The organism is Halorubrum sp. Eb13 (genome assembly GCF_002252895.1).
In the GTDB taxonomy this organism is placed as follows: Archaea; Halobacteriota; Halobacteria; order Halobacteriales; family Haloferacaceae; genus Halorubrum.
This window is the reverse complement of the sequence record NZ_NHPE01000033.1, coordinates 1-14,552: the sequence shown is the minus strand read 5'-3', so window position 1 is coordinate 14,552 and position 14,552 is coordinate 1. Positions and strand designations below refer to the sequence as shown.

The window sequence follows — 14,552 nt, the reverse complement described above, 5'->3', positions numbered from 1 at the left end:
GGGGATCGGACGGCGAGGGCGCCGGGGGCGAGTCCGGCTACTCGACGTCGTCGATCAGGTCGCCGAACACCGAGGTCGCGGTGTCGGGGACGTCGAAGTCGTGGTAGTGCTCGCCCTTCTCCTTCGAGAGGATGTTGAGGGCCGCGGCGGCGCCGTCGCCGGCCGAGATGACCGCCTGCCACTCCTCGGCGCGGACCATCCCGCCCGTCGCGTAGGCGCCGTCGACGCTGGTCTCCATCGAGACGTCGACGTCGACCGTGTCGTCGTCGCCGAGCGCGCAGCCGAGCGACTCCGCGAGGTCGCGGCTCGCGCCCGTGGCGAGCACGAGGTAGTCGGCCTCGTACTCGCCCGCCTCGGTCGTCACCGCGAACCCAGCGTCCGACTCGGCGACGTCGGTGACTTCCTCGCCCTGCTTCCGATCGACGCCGAAGTCGTCCGCCTGCTGGCGGAGGGTCGCGAGGAACTCGTCGCCACCGACCGAGCCGATCCCGGGGTAGTTGAACAGGTGCGCCTTGTGCATCCAGGTCTTGTCGGTGTCGAACAGGACCGCGTCGAGCCCGTTCTTGCCCGCGAACAGCCCCGCGCTGAGTCCGGCCGGCCCGCCACCGACGATCGCTACGTCTGCCATGCCGTCACTTCCCAAGCCGGGCTGATAAGCGTTGGCGGAACCGGCGACACGGGTGCGGTAGCGGACGGTCGGCGATTGGCGATTGGCGGTCGGCGATTGGCGATTGGCGGTCGGCGACTGGCGATTGGCGGTCGGCGGTCGACGGACGGCGGTCGGCGGTCCGCTGGTCCGCGGGTCAGCCGGCGACTACGACGAGAAGTCTGAGAGTGACCCGTCGGCGTCGTCGGATCCGTTCCGACTCTCGCCCTCGCCGGTCCGGTCTCCCTCCGCGCTCTCGTCGTCCCCGCCGCCGACCGTCTCGGGCTCGCGCCACGGGTCGTCCGGGTCGACGGGCTCGACGGCGCGGTCGAGCTCGGCGGCGGAGTAGTCGCGGTCGTCGTCGAGCAGCATCGCGAGGCGCTGCCAGCGGGCGCTGTGCTCGCCTTCCCCCTCCGGTCCGACCCGCGCGCCGCGCGTCTTGAAGAAGCGCGTGCCGCGCCCCAGCTTCGACCCCTCGCCGGTGTGGCCGTCGAAGATCGCGTCGAACTCGCCGCCGGGTTCGAGGTCGCCGACCGGGAAGTCGTGGGCGGGCTCCTCGCCGCGCTCGCGGGCCTCGGCGCGGCGGTCGGCGACGGCGCGGAAGTACTCGTCGGCGTTGGGGCCCTCGCGGGTCGACCGCGCGCGGGCGGCCGCCAGCGCGGCGTGGATCGCGCAGAGGCGGCCCTTCCACTCGGCGGGCTCCCAGCGCTCGGTAGCGAGCTCCTCGTAGCGCTGGATCGCGAGCGCGACGTCGCTGCCGGCGCGGAGGTCCTCGACGACGTAGAGGTTCAGGCGGTCCCAGAGGTTCCACGAGTAGCCGGAGCGCGCCAGCTCCCAGGCGGCCCACGCGGCGACCTCCTCGTCGGAGCGCCGCACGGCCTTCTGGAGCAGGCTGGAGACGGCGTAGCGGTTGTACCCCCCGTCGGTCTCGTTCGCCTCCTTCGGCTCGCCGAAGTCGTTGTCGCCGGTCGCGTCCGGCGTCGTGTCGGTCTCCAAGCTCCCGTCCGACCCGAACGTCGCCTGTCTGTCGTCGCCGTCGGCCATACGCCCGCTCCCGCCGCGAGCGACTTAAAAACCGCGCGCGGCGGGCGAGATCGGAGCGAGCCGGGCGGTGCCCGAGGCGCCCGCGGTACGGCGGATCACACCTGCGCTGAAAGGGAACCCTTAAGTCGAATCCAGCGGCTATGTTTCAGTGACCGCCCTTAGCTCAGCCTGGTAGAGCAGTCGACTGTAGATCGACTTGTCCCCCGTTCAATTCGGGGAGGGCGGACTGAACCTCAGCAACCGTGAGCGACAGCGATCGGTTGCTGAACGTGAGGGACGATCGACCCGAATTGAGCAGACGAGTCACAGCCCGGAACGGCGAGCGGAGCGAGCCGCACGCCCGGACTGTCTCGGCGAGTTCAATTCGGGGAGGGCGGACTCCCTTTCCGGCCGGGTCGCAGTGCACGCCTGTCTTACTCTCATCACGTTCTTAGCGATGGCCACATGATCGGCCTGCTTCCCGCAGGAGTGGGGCCGACGGGAGCGACCCCCGGGTCGCCGCCGAGTCGGAATCCGTGACACTCGAGGGCCGTCGACCGACGGCGCGAGCGCGGTTACGCCGACAAAAACCGGTGACAACTCCTCTAATTTATTACATACTAGTTTAATATCTATTGTGATTATTGCTTAAGAATGTCCGTAGGACAGGAGTTACTCGACGTACCGTTCCCCGAGATGGTGGCCAGCATGGGGCAGGGGATCGCGGACGCACAGAACCAGTTGGACATGAACTCGGTCGAGGTCGCCAAGACGCTGGCGGAGACCGAGATCGAGGTCGTCCCGGCGATCACGCGGACGATCGACTCGAACGGCGACGTCACCTACTCCTCGGCGGACGCGATAGACGTCTCGCTGCTGCAGGCGGGGCTGTTCCCGACGTTCTACCGGTTCTCGGAGGCCGTCATCGAGGTCGAGATGGACATCAAGACGACCACCGAACGGGAGACGAACATCGACGTCAGCGCCGAGGCGCACGCCGGGTTCGGCCTGTGGGGCGGCAGCATCCAGACCGACGTGAGCCACAACCGCAAGTTCGGGAAGGAGGTGCACGGGACGAGCAAACTGAAGACCACGATGGTCCCGGTGCCGGAGCCGCCGTACCTCTTCCCCGAGGTCGAGACGGTCGACAACCGCACCACGACCGACGAGTGATCGAATCGGGTCCCGGTCGCCGACACCCGAGAGCGCGGCTCTCGCCGGCGACCGCATCCGCACCCGCGACACCGACACCTATGCCACTACGAGCCCATCACGTTTCCCCGCCTAGTACAGCCCGCCGCCGACCGACTCAGCCGGTCGCGGACGTCCCGTTCGACGACCTCGTCTCCCTGCTGGCCGCGGGCGTCGCCGACGCGCAGACCGCGCTCGACGCGCACAGCGCGGCGACGGGGGCGTCGCTCGCGGAGACCGAACTCGAGGTCGTCCCGTCGGTCACGCGGACGATCGACACCGACGGCTCGGTCACGGCGACGCCGGCCGCGACGGAGCGTCGGTCCCTGCTGGAACTCGGGATCACGCCCGCCTGGTACCGGTTCAGCGAGGCGACGATCGAGGTCGCCGTCGACGTGCGCGCGACCGAGCGCGAGGGCGACGACGCTCGGGGGATCGATGAAGGAGCGGACGACACCGACCGACTGAGTGACGACGAAAACGAACCCGTAGACGGGCTCACGGCGAGCACGCAGTCGGTGATCGACCGGCGGCGGTTCGACCGGGAGGGCGGCGCGAACGCTCGACTGGCCGCGCGTCTCGAACCGACGCCGCTGCCGAGGCGGGTCGGCCCCCCGGCGGAAGCGGACGCGGAACGCGGAGGCGACCGTGCCGACTGACGAGTGGCTCGCGCGACCGCTCTCGGAGTTCGTCCGCTCGGTCGCGTTCTCGGTCGCGGAGGGCCAGGAGGAGTTGGACCGCCGATCGATGGCGGCCCAGCGCGCGCTCGAACGGGAGATCGAGAGCGGCGAACTCGCGTACGACCTCGACGCCTCCTGGCTCCGGTTCTCCGAGGTCGAGGCGGACCTGGAGCTGACGCTCTCCGTCGAGGGTAAGGAGATCCGAGACCCGGAGACCAACGAGGTCCGCGGGTACAAGCCCGTCGTGAGCGCGGTGCCGCTCAACCACCGCGTCGTCGGCGAGTACGAGGTGGACGCCGAGATCGCGAGCGAGGTACGCCTCAAGATAGCGCCCGTTCCGCCGGAGTCGCGTCGGCCATGAGCGACCGGTTCGACGCCAAGAGCGAATCGTATCGCATCGCTGAGACGTTTCAGTTGGAGGAGATCCCCCAGGTCGACGTCGAGAAGTTCGAAACCGTCGAGCGGGCGGCGGTCGAGCGGGTGATCACCGAGCAGCAGGAGTCGCTCGTCCGGCTCCAGACCGACGTGCTCGACGTGCGGACCGAACGCGACGCGCTCGAACACCAGCTCTCGAAGCTGACGGACGACCGCGAGCGGCTTCAGGAGCGCGTCCGGGAACTGGAGATGGAGCGCCCGGCGCTGGAGCCGAAGACCGTCTTCTCGAACCTCGGCGCGGCGCTGGAGGCGGCCGACGAGGACCTGTCGAGCGAGCGCTACCGCGTCGACGACGTCGACTTCACGCTCAAGGCGAACGTCACCCAGACCGAGGAGGGGGTCCGGATGCACCTCCCCTCGCTGGACGAGTCGTCGCTCTCGGCGAACCTCAGCGAGGTCTCGTTCCGGCTGCGGGCGCCCCGCACCGAACCGGAACGACCGGAGACGGAGTACGTCGACGTGCCGGAGCTACGGGGGCTGTCGCGCGAGGCCGCGGTCAGCCGGCTGACGGCCGCCGACCTCGCGGTCGGAACGGTCGAACGCGCTCCCGACCCGACGACGACGCCCGGGGCCGTCGTCGAGCAGTTCCCCGACGCCTACGCCGTCGCCGAGCCCGGTGCTCCCGTCGACCTCGTCCTCGCCGAGGAGCCCGGCGACGATTCGGAGTCGGCCGACGAGTCGAGCGCGGAGGCGGATACCGGCGCCTCGACCGACTCGGACGCGACGGGAGGGAGCGATTCGAACGCGGACGAACCCGCGGACGACGCGCCCGCCGACGAGACCGGAGAGGAGAACCCCGACGAGACCGCTGAGGAGAGGCCCGAAGAACGGACCGACGACGAGGAGAAGGCGCGCATGGAGGCGTTCCGCCGCGCGATCGTCGAGGTCGACCCGGAGAACGGCTCGGCCGTCGCGGACCGACTGCGCCGCGCCGGCGTCACCGACCTCGACGCGCTCGTGGAGCGGGACCCGGAGGAGCTCGCCGAGCTGTTGTCGATCCCGGTCGAACGGGTCCGCGCGTTACAGGAGGAGCTCGGCGGCCGCGAGGAGCCGATCGAGCTCGAATCCGTCTCCGGTATCGGTCCGACGTACGCGAGTCGACTCCGCGAGAAGGGGATCGGATCCGTCGCGCGGCTGTCGACGCTCGATCCGGAGACGGTCGCCGAGATCACGCGGGCGTCGACGAGCCGAGCCGCCGACTGGATCGAGCAGGCGACCCGGCTGACGGAGGAGCGGTGACCCTTGCGGAGCGGTTCGGCGCGTCGATCGAGGTCGCGGGACCCGACCCCGACGCGGAGGCGTTCTTCTTCGTGAAGCGTCCGGAGTCGGTCGACCACGACGCGTTCGTCACCGGGCTGCTCGGGCTCGTGGGGACGGGCGGCCGGCTCGTGCTCCATCACCGATCGGGGTTTGCGGTCGTCCGCGTGTCCCACGACCGCGCTCGGCGGCTGCGGCGGCTTCCGTGGGTCGACAGCGTCGGCGGCGTTCGGTTCGATCCGGAGCAGTTCGCGGCCGTGACCGGCGCTCCTATCGCGTGATCGGCGCTCCGGTCGTATGACCTGCGCTCCCACCGTGTGACCGGCGCTCCCGTCGTGCGAGCGGGGCCATTCGATTCTCAGCGCGAGTATTCGCACCGACAGCGTATTTATCCCTCCACTGCAACTCTCCGGACATGACTCTCGTCGTGGTCCCGGTCCGGTTCCCGCCGTCGTCGCACTCGGCGGCGACGCTGCGAGAGGCCGTCCGCGTCGCCGATGAGCGCGACGCCGACCTCACGATCCTCCACGTTGACCTGTATCAGAACTCGGGCGGCGTCTCCCGCAGCGACCTCAAGCGCGCCGTCGAGCGGCGGATCGGGGCGGTGGACCGCGCGCGGTACGTCGTCCGACGCGGCTTCCTCGTCGAGGAGACGATCTTAGAGGAGATCGTCGCCGAGAAGGCCGACGTCGTCGTCATCGGCTCGAAGCAGGCGGGTCGCTGGCGGCGGATGGTCCAGAAGCTCCTCTCCGACCCGGACATCGACTCGTTCCTCCGGAGCGAACTCGACTGCACCGTGATCACGGTCGAGGCCGACGGCGAGGTCACGAGCAACGAGGGCGAGGAGAACGAGGCGGACGCCCCGATCCCGGACGACGGCGGCGACTGACAGACTCAGTCGCCCCCGCCCCCGCCCGCGACCTCGTAGCGGCGCTCGTACTCGATGACCGTCGCGACCCGGTCGGCGACGTCGCCGCCGAACTCCCGCTCGACGAGGTACAGGGCCAAGTCGATCCCGGAGGTCACACCGCCCGCGGAGAGCAGGTCGCCGTCGTCGACGACGCGCGCGTCCACGACCTCGGCGCCCGACTCGCGCAGCTCGTCGATCGCGCCGGCGTGGGTGACCGCGCGCCGCCCGTCGGTGACGCCGGCCTCCGCGAGCAGCATGGACCCGGTGCATACCGAGGCGATCCGCGTGCCGGCCGCGTGGTGGGCCGCGAGCGCGCGGGGAACGTCCCCCTTCCGCGCCTCCGCCCACGCGCTCGCCTCCGCGTCGCGCGCGTTCCAGCCGCCGCCCGGAACGAGCAACAGGTCGGGGACGTCGTCCGCGTCCGGCTCGGGAAGGGTCCCGTCGACCCCGACGCGCGTCCCGTGGCTCGCGGTCACCGAGTCGCGCTCGCCGAGGGTCACGTACCGGACGCGCCCGGCCGGGTCGTCCCCCTCTCCGGCGTACTCCAGCGCGTAGTCGAACACCTCGTACGGACCGATCCCGTCCAGTTCGTCGAAGCCGTCGTACAACAGCACGTCCACGTTCATACCGACTCGAAGGGGGGCGGACGGCTTGTGCGTTCCCCCGCTGTCACTCCGCGGCGAAGGCGTCGGCGACCGCCTCGATGTCGCCGGCGACGCGGTCGCGGTCGATCCGCTCGCCGCGGTACGCGCGCTCGACGATCCCGTCGGGATTGACGAGCATGGTGACGACGACGTGGGTGAAGTCGTACCCGGGGAGTCGCTCGCTCTCGGTCGTCCGCTCGAAGCCGATCCCGAGCCGGTCCTCGACGACCGCCTTCGCCCGCTCCGGCGTCTCCGGGCGGAGGTAGTGCCAGTTGCCGCTGTCGAGGTTCACGCCGATCGTCTCGGCGTTCTCCCGAAGCGTCGCCGCGTCGTCGCGCTCGGGGTCGAAGGTGATCGGGAGGAAGGCCGTCTCGTCGGTCAGTCCCGCGTCGGCGACCCGCCGCTGGACGGACACCAGCCGTCGAAGGAGGATCCCGCACTCGACGGGACAGGTGGTGAACACCCCGGTCACGATCGCGGTCCGATCGAGCGCCTCGCTGTCGATCGTCACCCCCGCGATCGGGTCCCGAAGCTCGAACGCGGGGAGTGGTTGGCCGTACGCGGGATACGCGAGATCCTCGCTGTCCGCGAGTTGGTCCTCCTGCGGGCCGAGCACGACCCCTTCCGGCTCGTCGCCGAGCACCGAGGCGCAGCCGGCGACCGCGCCGGTCGTCGCCGCAGCGATCCCGCCGAGCACCGCTCGCCGTTGCATACCGAAGTCGTCGGACCGCGCTCGCATAACCGGTCTGGTGCGCCCGTCGAACGCGGCTCGTCGCTCGCGGGATTTATAACGGCGAGTAGTACGGGATCGGGGGGTGCGGCAGCGGGACGCCGAGCGTCGCGAGCCCGTGCTGGAGCGGGATGTACCCGAGCGCGACGAAGGCGACGCCCAGCGCCCGGTGGATCCGCATGCGGGTCTCGACGCTCACGGCGCCGAACGCGGTGCCGAAGACGAACAGCGCCGGGACGGTGCCGAGGCCGAGCGCGCCGAGCGCGGCCGCGCCGCCGAGCGCGCTCCCCTAGACGAACGCGTACAGGAAGGCGGGGTACAACAGCGGGCACGGCAGGAGGCCGTGGGCGGCGCCGAGCCCGACGATCCGCCAGCTGCCGACCCACGCGTCCACGCGGGGCACGATCCGACCGGTCACCGCTCCGGCGGCGGCGTCGAGCCCGGGCACCGGGATCCGCTGGAGTTCCAGCCGGAGCGCGTACCGCGCCCCGATCGCGATGACGACCCCGCCGACCGCGATCCCCGCGAGCGCGTGGACGTCGCCGGCGACCGTCGTCACGGTGCGGCCCGTCACGAACGCGAGGCTCCTGGCGAGGCCGAACAGCCCGCCGATCGCGGCGTAGCTGGCGGTCCGTCCGAGGTTGAACAGCGCGTGCTGGCGCACCTGTCGCACGGTGAGGTCGTCCCGGCCGCCGGCTCGCCCGTCGGCGGCGCCCTCGCGCATCCGGTCCGCGTACGTGGAGACGAGCGGTCCGCACATGCCGAGGCAGTGCGCGCCGCCGAGGAGGCCGACGAGCAGGAAGACGCCGAGGCTCAGCGGCTCCGCCGAGTGGATCGTTCCGGTGGGCTCGCACGTCGCCGTCGCGGGGGCGAGCGAGGCCCCGAGCGAGCCGACGCCGCCCCCGAGTTCGCGCATGTCCGAACCCACGCACGCGGCGGCCCTAACGGATCTGGTGCGATCGGCGAACGGGGGCCCGCGATCTACCGGCGGCGGGGAGCGCGGTCACGGCGTCGGACCGCGACCGCGAGGGCGGGCTACTCGAACAGGTCGTCGACGGTCCGGACGAACCGGTCCACGATCCGGTCCGGGAGCGATGCCGACACCTCGTCGAGGAGCGCCGCGGTCCGCTCGGGACGCGCGAGCGAGACGCGCACGGGCCGGTCGTCGGACTTCTCGACGACCCCGCTCTCGGTGAGGTTCGAGACGTGCCACGAGACGGTGCTCCGCGCGAGGTCCAACTCCGCCGCGAGCGTCGCCGGGCGGGTCGCCCCCTCGGCGTGGAGCCGAACGAGGATCTCGCGGGCGGTCTCGCGGCGGAGGAAGGCGACGGCCCGTCGCTCCCACGGGTCGAACGCCGGATCGAAGTAGTGGGCGCGGCCGCCGATCCGCTCCACGGCGACCTCGCCGTCCCGGACGAGCCGGCGCAGGTGGTACTGCGCCTGCCCGGTGGCGATGTCGAGGTCGCGGCTCACCCGGTTGAAGTGGACGCCCGGCGTGTCGCGGACGTGTCGGCGAACCCGGACTCTGGTCTCCGGCATTGGTGCTCGCTTGGAGCTACCGGATCGGCACCTAAAACGAGCCCGCGCGTTCTCTCCGCGTGGGAGCGGCCGGGGGAGTATTCTTGTCGCTCGCCGCAGTAGACACCGAGAACGTGAGTCCGATTCTCGCGAGCCAGATTGCGAGCGCGACCGCGACTGCGAGCGCGACCGCCGGCGGATGGGGCGTAGAGGGTTCGCTGCCGCTGCTCGGCGTCGTGTTCGTCGCCGGCCTCGGAACGGGGCTGCTCTTCCTCGTGAGCCTCGTCGCCTACCGCCGCCGGCGGAGCGCCCAGTACGGCCTGATAAGCGTCGCGGTCGGCGCCCTCCTCGCCCGCTCGGTCGTGGGCGCGGGCACCGTCCTCGGCGTCGTCCCGATGCCGGTGCACCACTACGTCGAACACAGCCTGGACTTCCTCATCGCCGCGGTCGTCCTCTACGCGGTGTACGCGTACGCCCCGGGGTCGGTCGGGGACGACACGACCGCCGACTGATCGGCGGGCCGCCTCACGCGGCCGCTCAGTCCCCGATCTCGCGGCGAACGCGCTCGACCGCCGCGTCGACGCGCCGCCCGTAGGCGAGCGTGACGCCCGCGACGACGGCCCCGAGGAGCGTCCATCCGACCAGCGACGCGACCGCCCGGGCGGTCGAGACGAACCCGCCCTCCGGCGCGAAGGCGACGCCGATCACGTGCTCGAAGACGAGCCCGCGGAACGCCCCGTTGGGAGCGAGCGCGATCGACGCGGGGACCGTCGTCGGTGATGCCCCGGCGGCGAGCGATCGGAGCAGGACGAGGTCGCCGCCGAGCACGCCCGCCACCAAGGCGAGGCTCCCGAGCGCGATCGCGCTGCGGCGGCTCGCGGCGAGCGCGGAGACGGCCGCCGCGAGCGACACGTACGCCGCGCCGAGGAGGAGGACGAACGCGAGGAACCGCAGGTACAGCAGCGGCGAGTCGACGCCGGTGTGGGTCGCGAAGATCCCCGTGTCCGGCGCGGCGGTCAGCCAGACGACGGCGCCGATAGCTGCGTACGGGACGCCGACCACGGCGACGAGCGCGACCAGCCGCGCGAGCAACACCCCCGCGACGTACTCGCCGACGCGGACCGGGTACGTCCGGATCACCGCGAGCTCGCCGCTCGCGGCATCGGTCAGCAGCGCCCGGTAGCCCAACACCACCGCGACCAGCGGGACCAGGGCCTCGGTCGGGAGGAGCAGGTCCACGACCGCCGGCACGAAGCCGGTCGCGCCGCCGCCACCGGCCGCGAGGAGGCCGCCGAGGGCCGCGAGGAGGCCGACCGCCAGTACGCCGTAGCCGGGAGTACGGACCACCGTCGCGATCTCGCGCCGGAACACGGTCGAGACTCCCGCGAGGCGGCCGCTCATCGGTCCGACACCCCCGTGACGTGAACGTCCGGCTCCGCGTCCTCGTCGCCCTCGCCGTCGCTCCCCTCGCGCTCGCCGTCTCCCTCCGTCGCGTCGCCGGCGTCCGCGGCGCTCCGACTCGCGCCGGACTCGCCGACCACGGCGCGGTAGAGTTCGCTCGCGTCGGCCGCGCCGTGCTCGTCGAGCAGTGGATCGAGGGGGCCCGCGGCGGCGACCCGTCCCCGACGCAGGATCACGATCCGGTCGGCGTGGGCGTCGACGAGGTCGAGGGCGTGCGACGAGACGACGACCCCGGTGTCGCCGTCGGCGCGGTTCGCGGCCGCGCGGAACGCGCGCTCGCGCATCCCGGGGTCGAGCCCGCTCGCCGGCTCGTCGAGGACCACGAGCGAGGGGTCCCCGAGGACCGCCTGCGCGATGCCCAACAGCCGACGCATGCCGCCCGAGAGCGCCTCGACGTGCCTGTCACCCGCGTCGCCGAGGCCGACGCGCTCCAGCGCCGCGTCCGGGTCGTCGCCGACGAGCCGCGCGTAGAACGCGAGCGTCTCGCGGGCGGTGAACCCGTCCCGGAACGGGACCCGCTGGGGGAGGTAGCCGATCGGCTTCGGCCCGGTCGCACCGGTGTACCGGACCTCGCCCGCGGTCGGCTCCGTCGCGCCGACGAGCACTCGCAGCAGCGTCGACTTCCCGGAGCCGTTCGGGCCGACGACGGCGGTGACGCCGGGCTCGACGTCGAGCGAAACGTCGTCGAGCACCCGGACGCCGCCGTACGTCCGCGCCGCCCCGGAGAGGCTCGCGACGAGGCCGTCAGACATCCGCCACCCCGCTCGTCGCGGCCCCGCGTCTCGTCGCGTTCGGTGCGTTCGTGTTCGTCCCGATCGCGTTCGACCCGGTCGCGTTTCTATCTCCCTCTCCGCCGCCGGACCGGGCGCGCCAGTCGGCGTGGACCGGTCCCGCGTCCGGGTCGAGCGCCGCCGCTACCCGGTCGGACGCGTACGGCTCCGTCGCCGGGGCGGGGTCGATGATGCTCCCCGAACGCGCGCCGGGGACCGTCCCGCGGAGGCGGTCGAGGAGGGCGACCGCGGGCGACTCGCGCACGGCGACTAGGGAGACCTCGCGGTGGAGCGCGCCGTCGACGGGCGAGGTGGGTCGATACGCGCGCTCGCCAGGGTCGTGGATCCCGACGTTCGCGCCCTCCCAGTAGTTCCCGCGGCCGCCGTCGGCCCAGACCCTGAGCGCGCCCGCCCCGGCGGCCGCGTGGTCCGCGTTGGCGACGAAGTCGTTCTCGACGACCCGACTCGACGGGACGACGGTGGTCGCGCGGGCCCCCAGCTCGTTGTTCGCGGCGACGTTGCGCTCGTACAGGGACCCGCGCGAGCTGGTCGAGAAGCCGAGTTCGTTGCCGACGAGGGTGTTGTACCCGATGTACGCCCTGGTCCCCGAGGCCTGGATCCCCGCGCTGGAGTTCCGCACGTCGTTGCCGACGATCGCGTTGCCCGAGGGACGCGTCATCACCGTGACCCCGCCGAAGAGCTCGTCTCGGAAGGCGTTGTCGGCGATCAGCGCGTCGCTCGTGTACATGAGGTGGACGCCGTAGCGGTTGTCCGCGAACTCGGAGTTCCGGACGACGGAGTCGTCGGCGCGGTGGAGGTAGATCCCGTCGCGGCCGCCCGCGAACTCGCTGTCCGTCACCGTCACCCGCGACTGCATGCCAGTAATTCCCATGAACCCGTCCTGCCACTCCTCCGTCCCGTTGACGCGGAGGTCGCGGACCGCGGCGTCGGAGCCGTCCCGGAGGAGGATGCCGCTGGCGCTCGCCTCGATCGTCACGTCGTCGACGAACAGCCCGGGCGCGTCGATCGCGCGGATCCCCGCGTCGCCGTGGCCGTACCCGAGCTGGATGTTGGTGTCCCACGCCCCGCCCTCGGGGTCGCGGCCCGATCGCGCCGCATCCGGGTCGCGCGTTTCGTTCCCGCTGCCGTCGACCGCGACCCCGGTGATCGCCACGTCCGGCGCTCGCACCGTGATCACCGAGCCGTTCCCGTCGCCGCGTATGCGCGCGTCCTCCCCGGCGATCGTGACCGACTCGTTCACCGTCAGGGTCTCCTCGTAGGTGCCCGGCGGGACGGCGACGGTCGTGTTCGCCGGCGCGGCCGCGAGCGCCGCCCCGATCGTCGGCGCGTCCTCGCCGACGACGACGGAGACGGGTCGGTCGGCGCGCCGGTCGGCGGCCGCGATCCGCTGGTCGGCCGCCGTCCAGCGGTCGGGGGCCATCCCGCGCACCGCCGCCGCGGAGTCCGTGTCGAACGACCGGTCCCGGACCGCGCCCCAGTCGATCACCCGCCCGCCGTGGTCGGCTGTGAACGCCTCGGCGGCGGCTCGCTCGCGGAACGGGACGACCGTCTCCCCCGCCGGGCTCCGGGCGTCGCTCCCGACCACGTACACCGCCTCCGGCGCCGGCGTCCACTCGCCGGCCAGCTCCGCGTCGAACAGGCCGCGCTCGGTCGTCCCCGGCCGCGCGTCGTCGAACGTCTCGACGTAGGCGACGACCGGGTAGCCGAACTGCCGCTCCGCCCGGTCGTCCTCGAGCGCCGCCGCGAACGACTCGACGCCGTTGTAGCCGACGACGTACTGGAGCTGCGAGTAGAAGACCTGCGTCCGCGGAATCGTCGCCGATCCCGCCATCAGCGCGTCCGTCTCGGAGGAGAGGCCGAGCTCGACGACGTCGTCGTAGGCGACCGGCGACGGCGCCGCTGTCTCGGGATCGGCGACGAACGCCCCCGCCGTCGCCGCCGCGGCGGCGAGGACGAGCGCCGCGAGCGCCAGCCGGACCGGGAGCGGCGGATCGCCGAAGGGGTCGAATCTCGTCACGGTGACGTTTATTTCTCCCGGGGTTTATCCGATCTGGTTCGTTCCTCGAACGGGGGATTGAATCGGTCCAGAGGGTCTAAGACGATGGTTCAGCAACTGTTACGCATGGGAGACCACCAGCATCCGCCGACGTCGCGTCGGCGACTGCTCTCCGGAGTCGGCGCGGGGATCGCGCTCGCGGCCGCCGGCTGTCTCGGCGAAGAGAGCGCGTCGATCACGCCGATCTCGCTCGACGGGGAGCGCGCCTGCGACCAGTGCGGAATGATAATCGAGGACCACCCCGGGCCGGTCGGACAGGTCCACTTCGAGGACGACGAGCCCGAGGGCGGGCGACCGGGGCAGTTCTGCAGCAGCACCTGCACGTACACCTACCGGTTCGACGCCGAGGACGCCGGACGGACCCCGCTGGCGACGTTCCTCACCGACTACTCGCTCGTCGATCAAGAGGTGTTCGAGGAGGGCTCCGACGTCATGTTCTCCTCGCACGTCGAGAGCGAGGCGTTCTCGCGAACGACCGATCTCACCGTCGTCGCGCGTAGCGAGGTCGTCGGCGCGATGGGGCCGGAGCTGATCCCGTTCAGCGAGGAGGCGGACGTGACGGCGTTCGTCGATGAGTACGGCGGGGAGCCGATGCCGGCGACGGACGTCGAGCGATCGACGCTGGAAGCGCTGTGAGAACCGTCGCCGGAGGCGATTAACGGCGCTCTGTGAGGTCCGGAAGGCCGCGTGCCCCGGACACGGTGCCGACGATCGCCGAGAACGCCAGCGTCGCGACGAGCCGCGGGATCCCGGTGATTCCGGCGTTGGACAGGACGCCCGCCACCAGCACGGTGAGCGCTATCACGGCAACCGTGATCACCGCCTCTCGGGCGAGGACGTTCCGCACGCGCTCCCTGCGGTTCGACCGCTCCGTCTTCAGCGCCGGGAGCACGTCCCTGATCCGGGTCTGGACGAGGTAGTTCGTGAGCCCCGCGAGGAAGCCCGCGAACAGCGACCACGCGACGGGCACCCCGTTGAACCGGATGCCGGCGGGCTCGGCCGTCGGCCCCTCGTCGTCAGCGCCGGAGGCCTGGTCGGCGGAGCCGCCGGATTCCGCGTCGGAGTCGCCGTCGACCGATCCGACCGGCCCGTCAGCGTCGTCGCCACCGGTCTCGCCGTCGGCGTCCCCCGTCCCGGTGTCGCCGCCGGCGGTTCCGCTCTCGTCCGTCCCGTCGCTGGTCCCACCGTCACCCGCCCCGCCGTCACCGGT

The 14,552-nt window shown here is 72.0% G+C and carries 16 protein-coding genes, 1 tRNA gene and 2 pseudogenes; 9 read left to right on the top strand and 10 right to left on the bottom strand.

Annotated features, from left to right (window positions below; genetic code table 11):
• Positions 1 to 37: 37 nt before the first annotated feature.
• Positions 38 to 628 carry an NAD(P)/FAD-dependent oxidoreductase gene (locus DJ75_RS03270; protein ID WP_094522494.1) on the bottom strand — a complete coding sequence of 197 codons (591 nt, stop codon included), beginning with the start codon at positions 626 to 628 and terminating at the stop codon, positions 38 to 40.
• A gap of 186 nt (positions 629 to 814) precedes the next feature.
• On the bottom strand, positions 815 to 1,690 hold the full coding sequence (locus tag DJ75_RS03265; protein ID WP_094522492.1) for a hypothetical protein: 876 nt from the start codon (positions 1,688 to 1,690) through the stop codon (positions 815 to 817).
• A gap of 152 nt (positions 1,691 to 1,842) precedes the next feature.
• Between DJ75_RS03265 and DJ75_RS03260 the strand changes: the two genes are divergently transcribed.
• From DJ75_RS03260 to DJ75_RS03230, 7 genes are all read left to right on the top strand, one after another.
• Positions 1,843 to 1,916: transfer RNA gene (locus DJ75_RS03260), tRNA-Tyr, on the top strand.
• Positions 1,917 to 2,323: 407 nt separating this feature from the next.
• Positions 2,324 to 2,842 (top strand): hypothetical protein, encoded by a 519-nt coding sequence (locus tag DJ75_RS03255; protein WP_094522490.1) that lies wholly within the window; start codon positions 2,324 to 2,326, stop codon positions 2,840 to 2,842.
• An 80-nt stretch (positions 2,843 to 2,922) separates the two neighbouring features.
• Positions 2,923 to 3,519, top strand: coding sequence for a hypothetical protein (locus tag DJ75_RS03250; protein ID WP_094522488.1), 597 nt, complete (start codon positions 2,923 to 2,925; stop codon positions 3,517 to 3,519).
• On the top strand, positions 3,509 to 3,901 hold the full coding sequence (locus tag DJ75_RS03245) for a hypothetical protein (protein WP_094522486.1): 393 nt from the start codon (positions 3,509 to 3,511) through the stop codon (positions 3,899 to 3,901). Before DJ75_RS03250 ends, DJ75_RS03245 begins: the two co-directional genes overlap by 11 nt.
• Positions 3,898 to 5,214, top strand: coding sequence for a helix-hairpin-helix domain-containing protein (locus tag DJ75_RS03240; protein WP_094522484.1), 1,317 nt, complete (start codon positions 3,898 to 3,900; stop codon positions 5,212 to 5,214). Before DJ75_RS03245 ends, DJ75_RS03240 begins: the two co-directional genes overlap by 4 nt.
• Positions 5,211 to 5,513: a hypothetical protein gene (locus DJ75_RS03235; protein WP_094522482.1), complete on the top strand. Its 303-nt coding sequence runs from the start codon at positions 5,211 to 5,213 to the stop codon at positions 5,511 to 5,513. The genes DJ75_RS03240 and DJ75_RS03235 overlap by 4 nt, the downstream gene beginning before the upstream one ends.
• A gap of 134 nt (positions 5,514 to 5,647) precedes the next feature.
• Entirely contained in the window at positions 5,648 to 6,121 is a 474-nt protein-coding gene (locus DJ75_RS03230; RefSeq protein WP_094522481.1) for a universal stress protein, read from the top strand.
• Between the two features lie 5 nt (positions 6,122 to 6,126).
• Here the strand turns inward: DJ75_RS03230 and DJ75_RS03225 are convergent, their stop codons facing one another.
• The 4 genes and pseudogenes from DJ75_RS03225 to DJ75_RS03210 form a co-directional block, all read right to left on the bottom strand.
• Positions 6,127 to 6,768 (bottom strand): DJ-1/PfpI family protein, encoded by a 642-nt coding sequence (locus tag DJ75_RS03225; RefSeq protein WP_094522479.1) that lies wholly within the window; start codon positions 6,766 to 6,768, stop codon positions 6,127 to 6,129.
• A 43-nt stretch (positions 6,769 to 6,811) separates the two neighbouring features.
• Positions 6,812 to 7,498: an SCO family protein gene (locus DJ75_RS03220; protein ID WP_094522477.1), complete on the bottom strand. Its 687-nt coding sequence runs from the start codon at positions 7,496 to 7,498 to the stop codon at positions 6,812 to 6,814.
• 73 nt (positions 7,499 to 7,571) lie between these two features.
• Positions 7,572 to 8,432 (bottom strand): annotated as a pseudogene (locus tag DJ75_RS03215) (sulfite exporter TauE/SafE family protein).
• 119 nt (positions 8,433 to 8,551) lie between these two features.
• Positions 8,552 to 9,055: a winged helix-turn-helix transcriptional regulator gene (locus DJ75_RS03210; RefSeq protein WP_094522475.1), complete on the bottom strand. Its 504-nt coding sequence runs from the start codon at positions 9,053 to 9,055 to the stop codon at positions 8,552 to 8,554.
• A 122-nt stretch (positions 9,056 to 9,177) separates the two neighbouring features.
• Between DJ75_RS03210 and DJ75_RS03205 the strand changes: the two genes are divergently transcribed.
• Positions 9,178 to 9,546 carry a hypothetical protein gene (locus DJ75_RS03205; RefSeq protein WP_241881518.1) on the top strand — a complete coding sequence of 123 codons (369 nt, stop codon included), beginning with the start codon at positions 9,178 to 9,180 and terminating at the stop codon, positions 9,544 to 9,546.
• A 25-nt stretch (positions 9,547 to 9,571) separates the two neighbouring features.
• Here the strand turns inward: DJ75_RS03205 and DJ75_RS03200 are convergent, their stop codons facing one another.
• Genes DJ75_RS03200 through DJ75_RS03190 form a run of 3 tightly spaced genes read right to left on the bottom strand, consistent with a single transcriptional unit; the run spans position 9,572 to position 13,303 of the window.
• The gene (locus tag DJ75_RS03200) at positions 9,572 to 10,435 is read right to left on the bottom strand and encodes an ABC transporter permease subunit (protein ID WP_094522473.1); all 864 of its coding nucleotides are present in this window, start codon (positions 10,433 to 10,435) and stop codon (positions 9,572 to 9,574) included.
• Positions 10,432 to 11,247, bottom strand: coding sequence for an ABC transporter ATP-binding protein (locus tag DJ75_RS03195; protein WP_094522471.1), 816 nt, complete (start codon positions 11,245 to 11,247; stop codon positions 10,432 to 10,434). Before DJ75_RS03195 ends, DJ75_RS03200 begins: the two co-directional genes overlap by 4 nt.
• Entirely contained in the window at positions 11,240 to 13,303 is a 2,064-nt protein-coding gene (locus DJ75_RS03190) for a NosD domain-containing protein (protein WP_094522469.1), read from the bottom strand. The genes DJ75_RS03195 and DJ75_RS03190 overlap by 8 nt, the downstream gene beginning before the upstream one ends.
• 105 nt (positions 13,304 to 13,408) lie before the next feature.
• Here DJ75_RS03190 and DJ75_RS03185 point away from each other — a divergent pair, with 105 nt between their 5' ends.
• Positions 13,409 to 13,978: a nitrous oxide reductase accessory protein NosL gene (locus DJ75_RS03185; protein WP_094522467.1), complete on the top strand. Its 570-nt coding sequence runs from the start codon at positions 13,409 to 13,411 to the stop codon at positions 13,976 to 13,978.
• Between the two features lie 19 nt (positions 13,979 to 13,997).
• On the opposite strand, the pseudogene DJ75_RS03180 reads toward DJ75_RS03185, so the two are convergent.
• Positions 13,998 to 14,552: pseudogene (locus DJ75_RS03180) on the bottom strand (hypothetical protein); the annotation flags it as partial.

Bases quoted from the DNA above. Each gene is read 5' to 3' on its own strand.
- DJ75_RS03185 (WP_094522467.1), top strand. From the start codon at position 13,409: ATGGGAGACCACCAGCATCCGCCGACGTCGCGTCGGCGACTGCTCTCC.
- DJ75_RS03230 (WP_094522481.1), top strand. From the start codon at position 5,648: ATGACTCTCGTCGTGGTCCCGGTCCGGTTCCCGCCGTCGTCGCACTCG.
- DJ75_RS03240 (WP_094522484.1), top strand. From the start codon at position 3,898: ATGAGCGACCGGTTCGACGCCAAGAGCGAATCGTATCGCATCGCTGAG.
- DJ75_RS03265 (WP_094522492.1), bottom strand. From the start codon at position 1,690: ATGGCCGACGGCGACGACAGACAGGCGACGTTCGGGTCGGACGGGAGC.
- DJ75_RS03225 (WP_094522479.1), bottom strand. From the start codon at position 6,768: ATGAACGTGGACGTGCTGTTGTACGACGGCTTCGACGAACTGGACGGG.
- DJ75_RS03270 (WP_094522494.1), bottom strand. From the start codon at position 628: ATGGCAGACGTAGCGATCGTCGGTGGCGGGCCGGCCGGACTCAGCGCG.
- DJ75_RS03195 (WP_094522471.1), bottom strand. From the start codon at position 11,247: ATGTCTGACGGCCTCGTCGCGAGCCTCTCCGGGGCGGCGCGGACGTAC.
- DJ75_RS03220 (WP_094522477.1), bottom strand. From the start codon at position 7,498: ATGCAACGGCGAGCGGTGCTCGGCGGGATCGCTGCGGCGACGACCGGC.
- DJ75_RS03250 (WP_094522488.1), top strand. From the start codon at position 2,923: ATGCCACTACGAGCCCATCACGTTTCCCCGCCTAGTACAGCCCGCCGC.
- DJ75_RS03200 (WP_094522473.1), bottom strand. From the start codon at position 10,435: ATGAGCGGCCGCCTCGCGGGAGTCTCGACCGTGTTCCGGCGCGAGATC.
- DJ75_RS03255 (WP_094522490.1), top strand. From the start codon at position 2,324: ATGTCCGTAGGACAGGAGTTACTCGACGTACCGTTCCCCGAGATGGTG.
- DJ75_RS03210 (WP_094522475.1), bottom strand. From the start codon at position 9,055: ATGCCGGAGACCAGAGTCCGGGTTCGCCGACACGTCCGCGACACGCCG.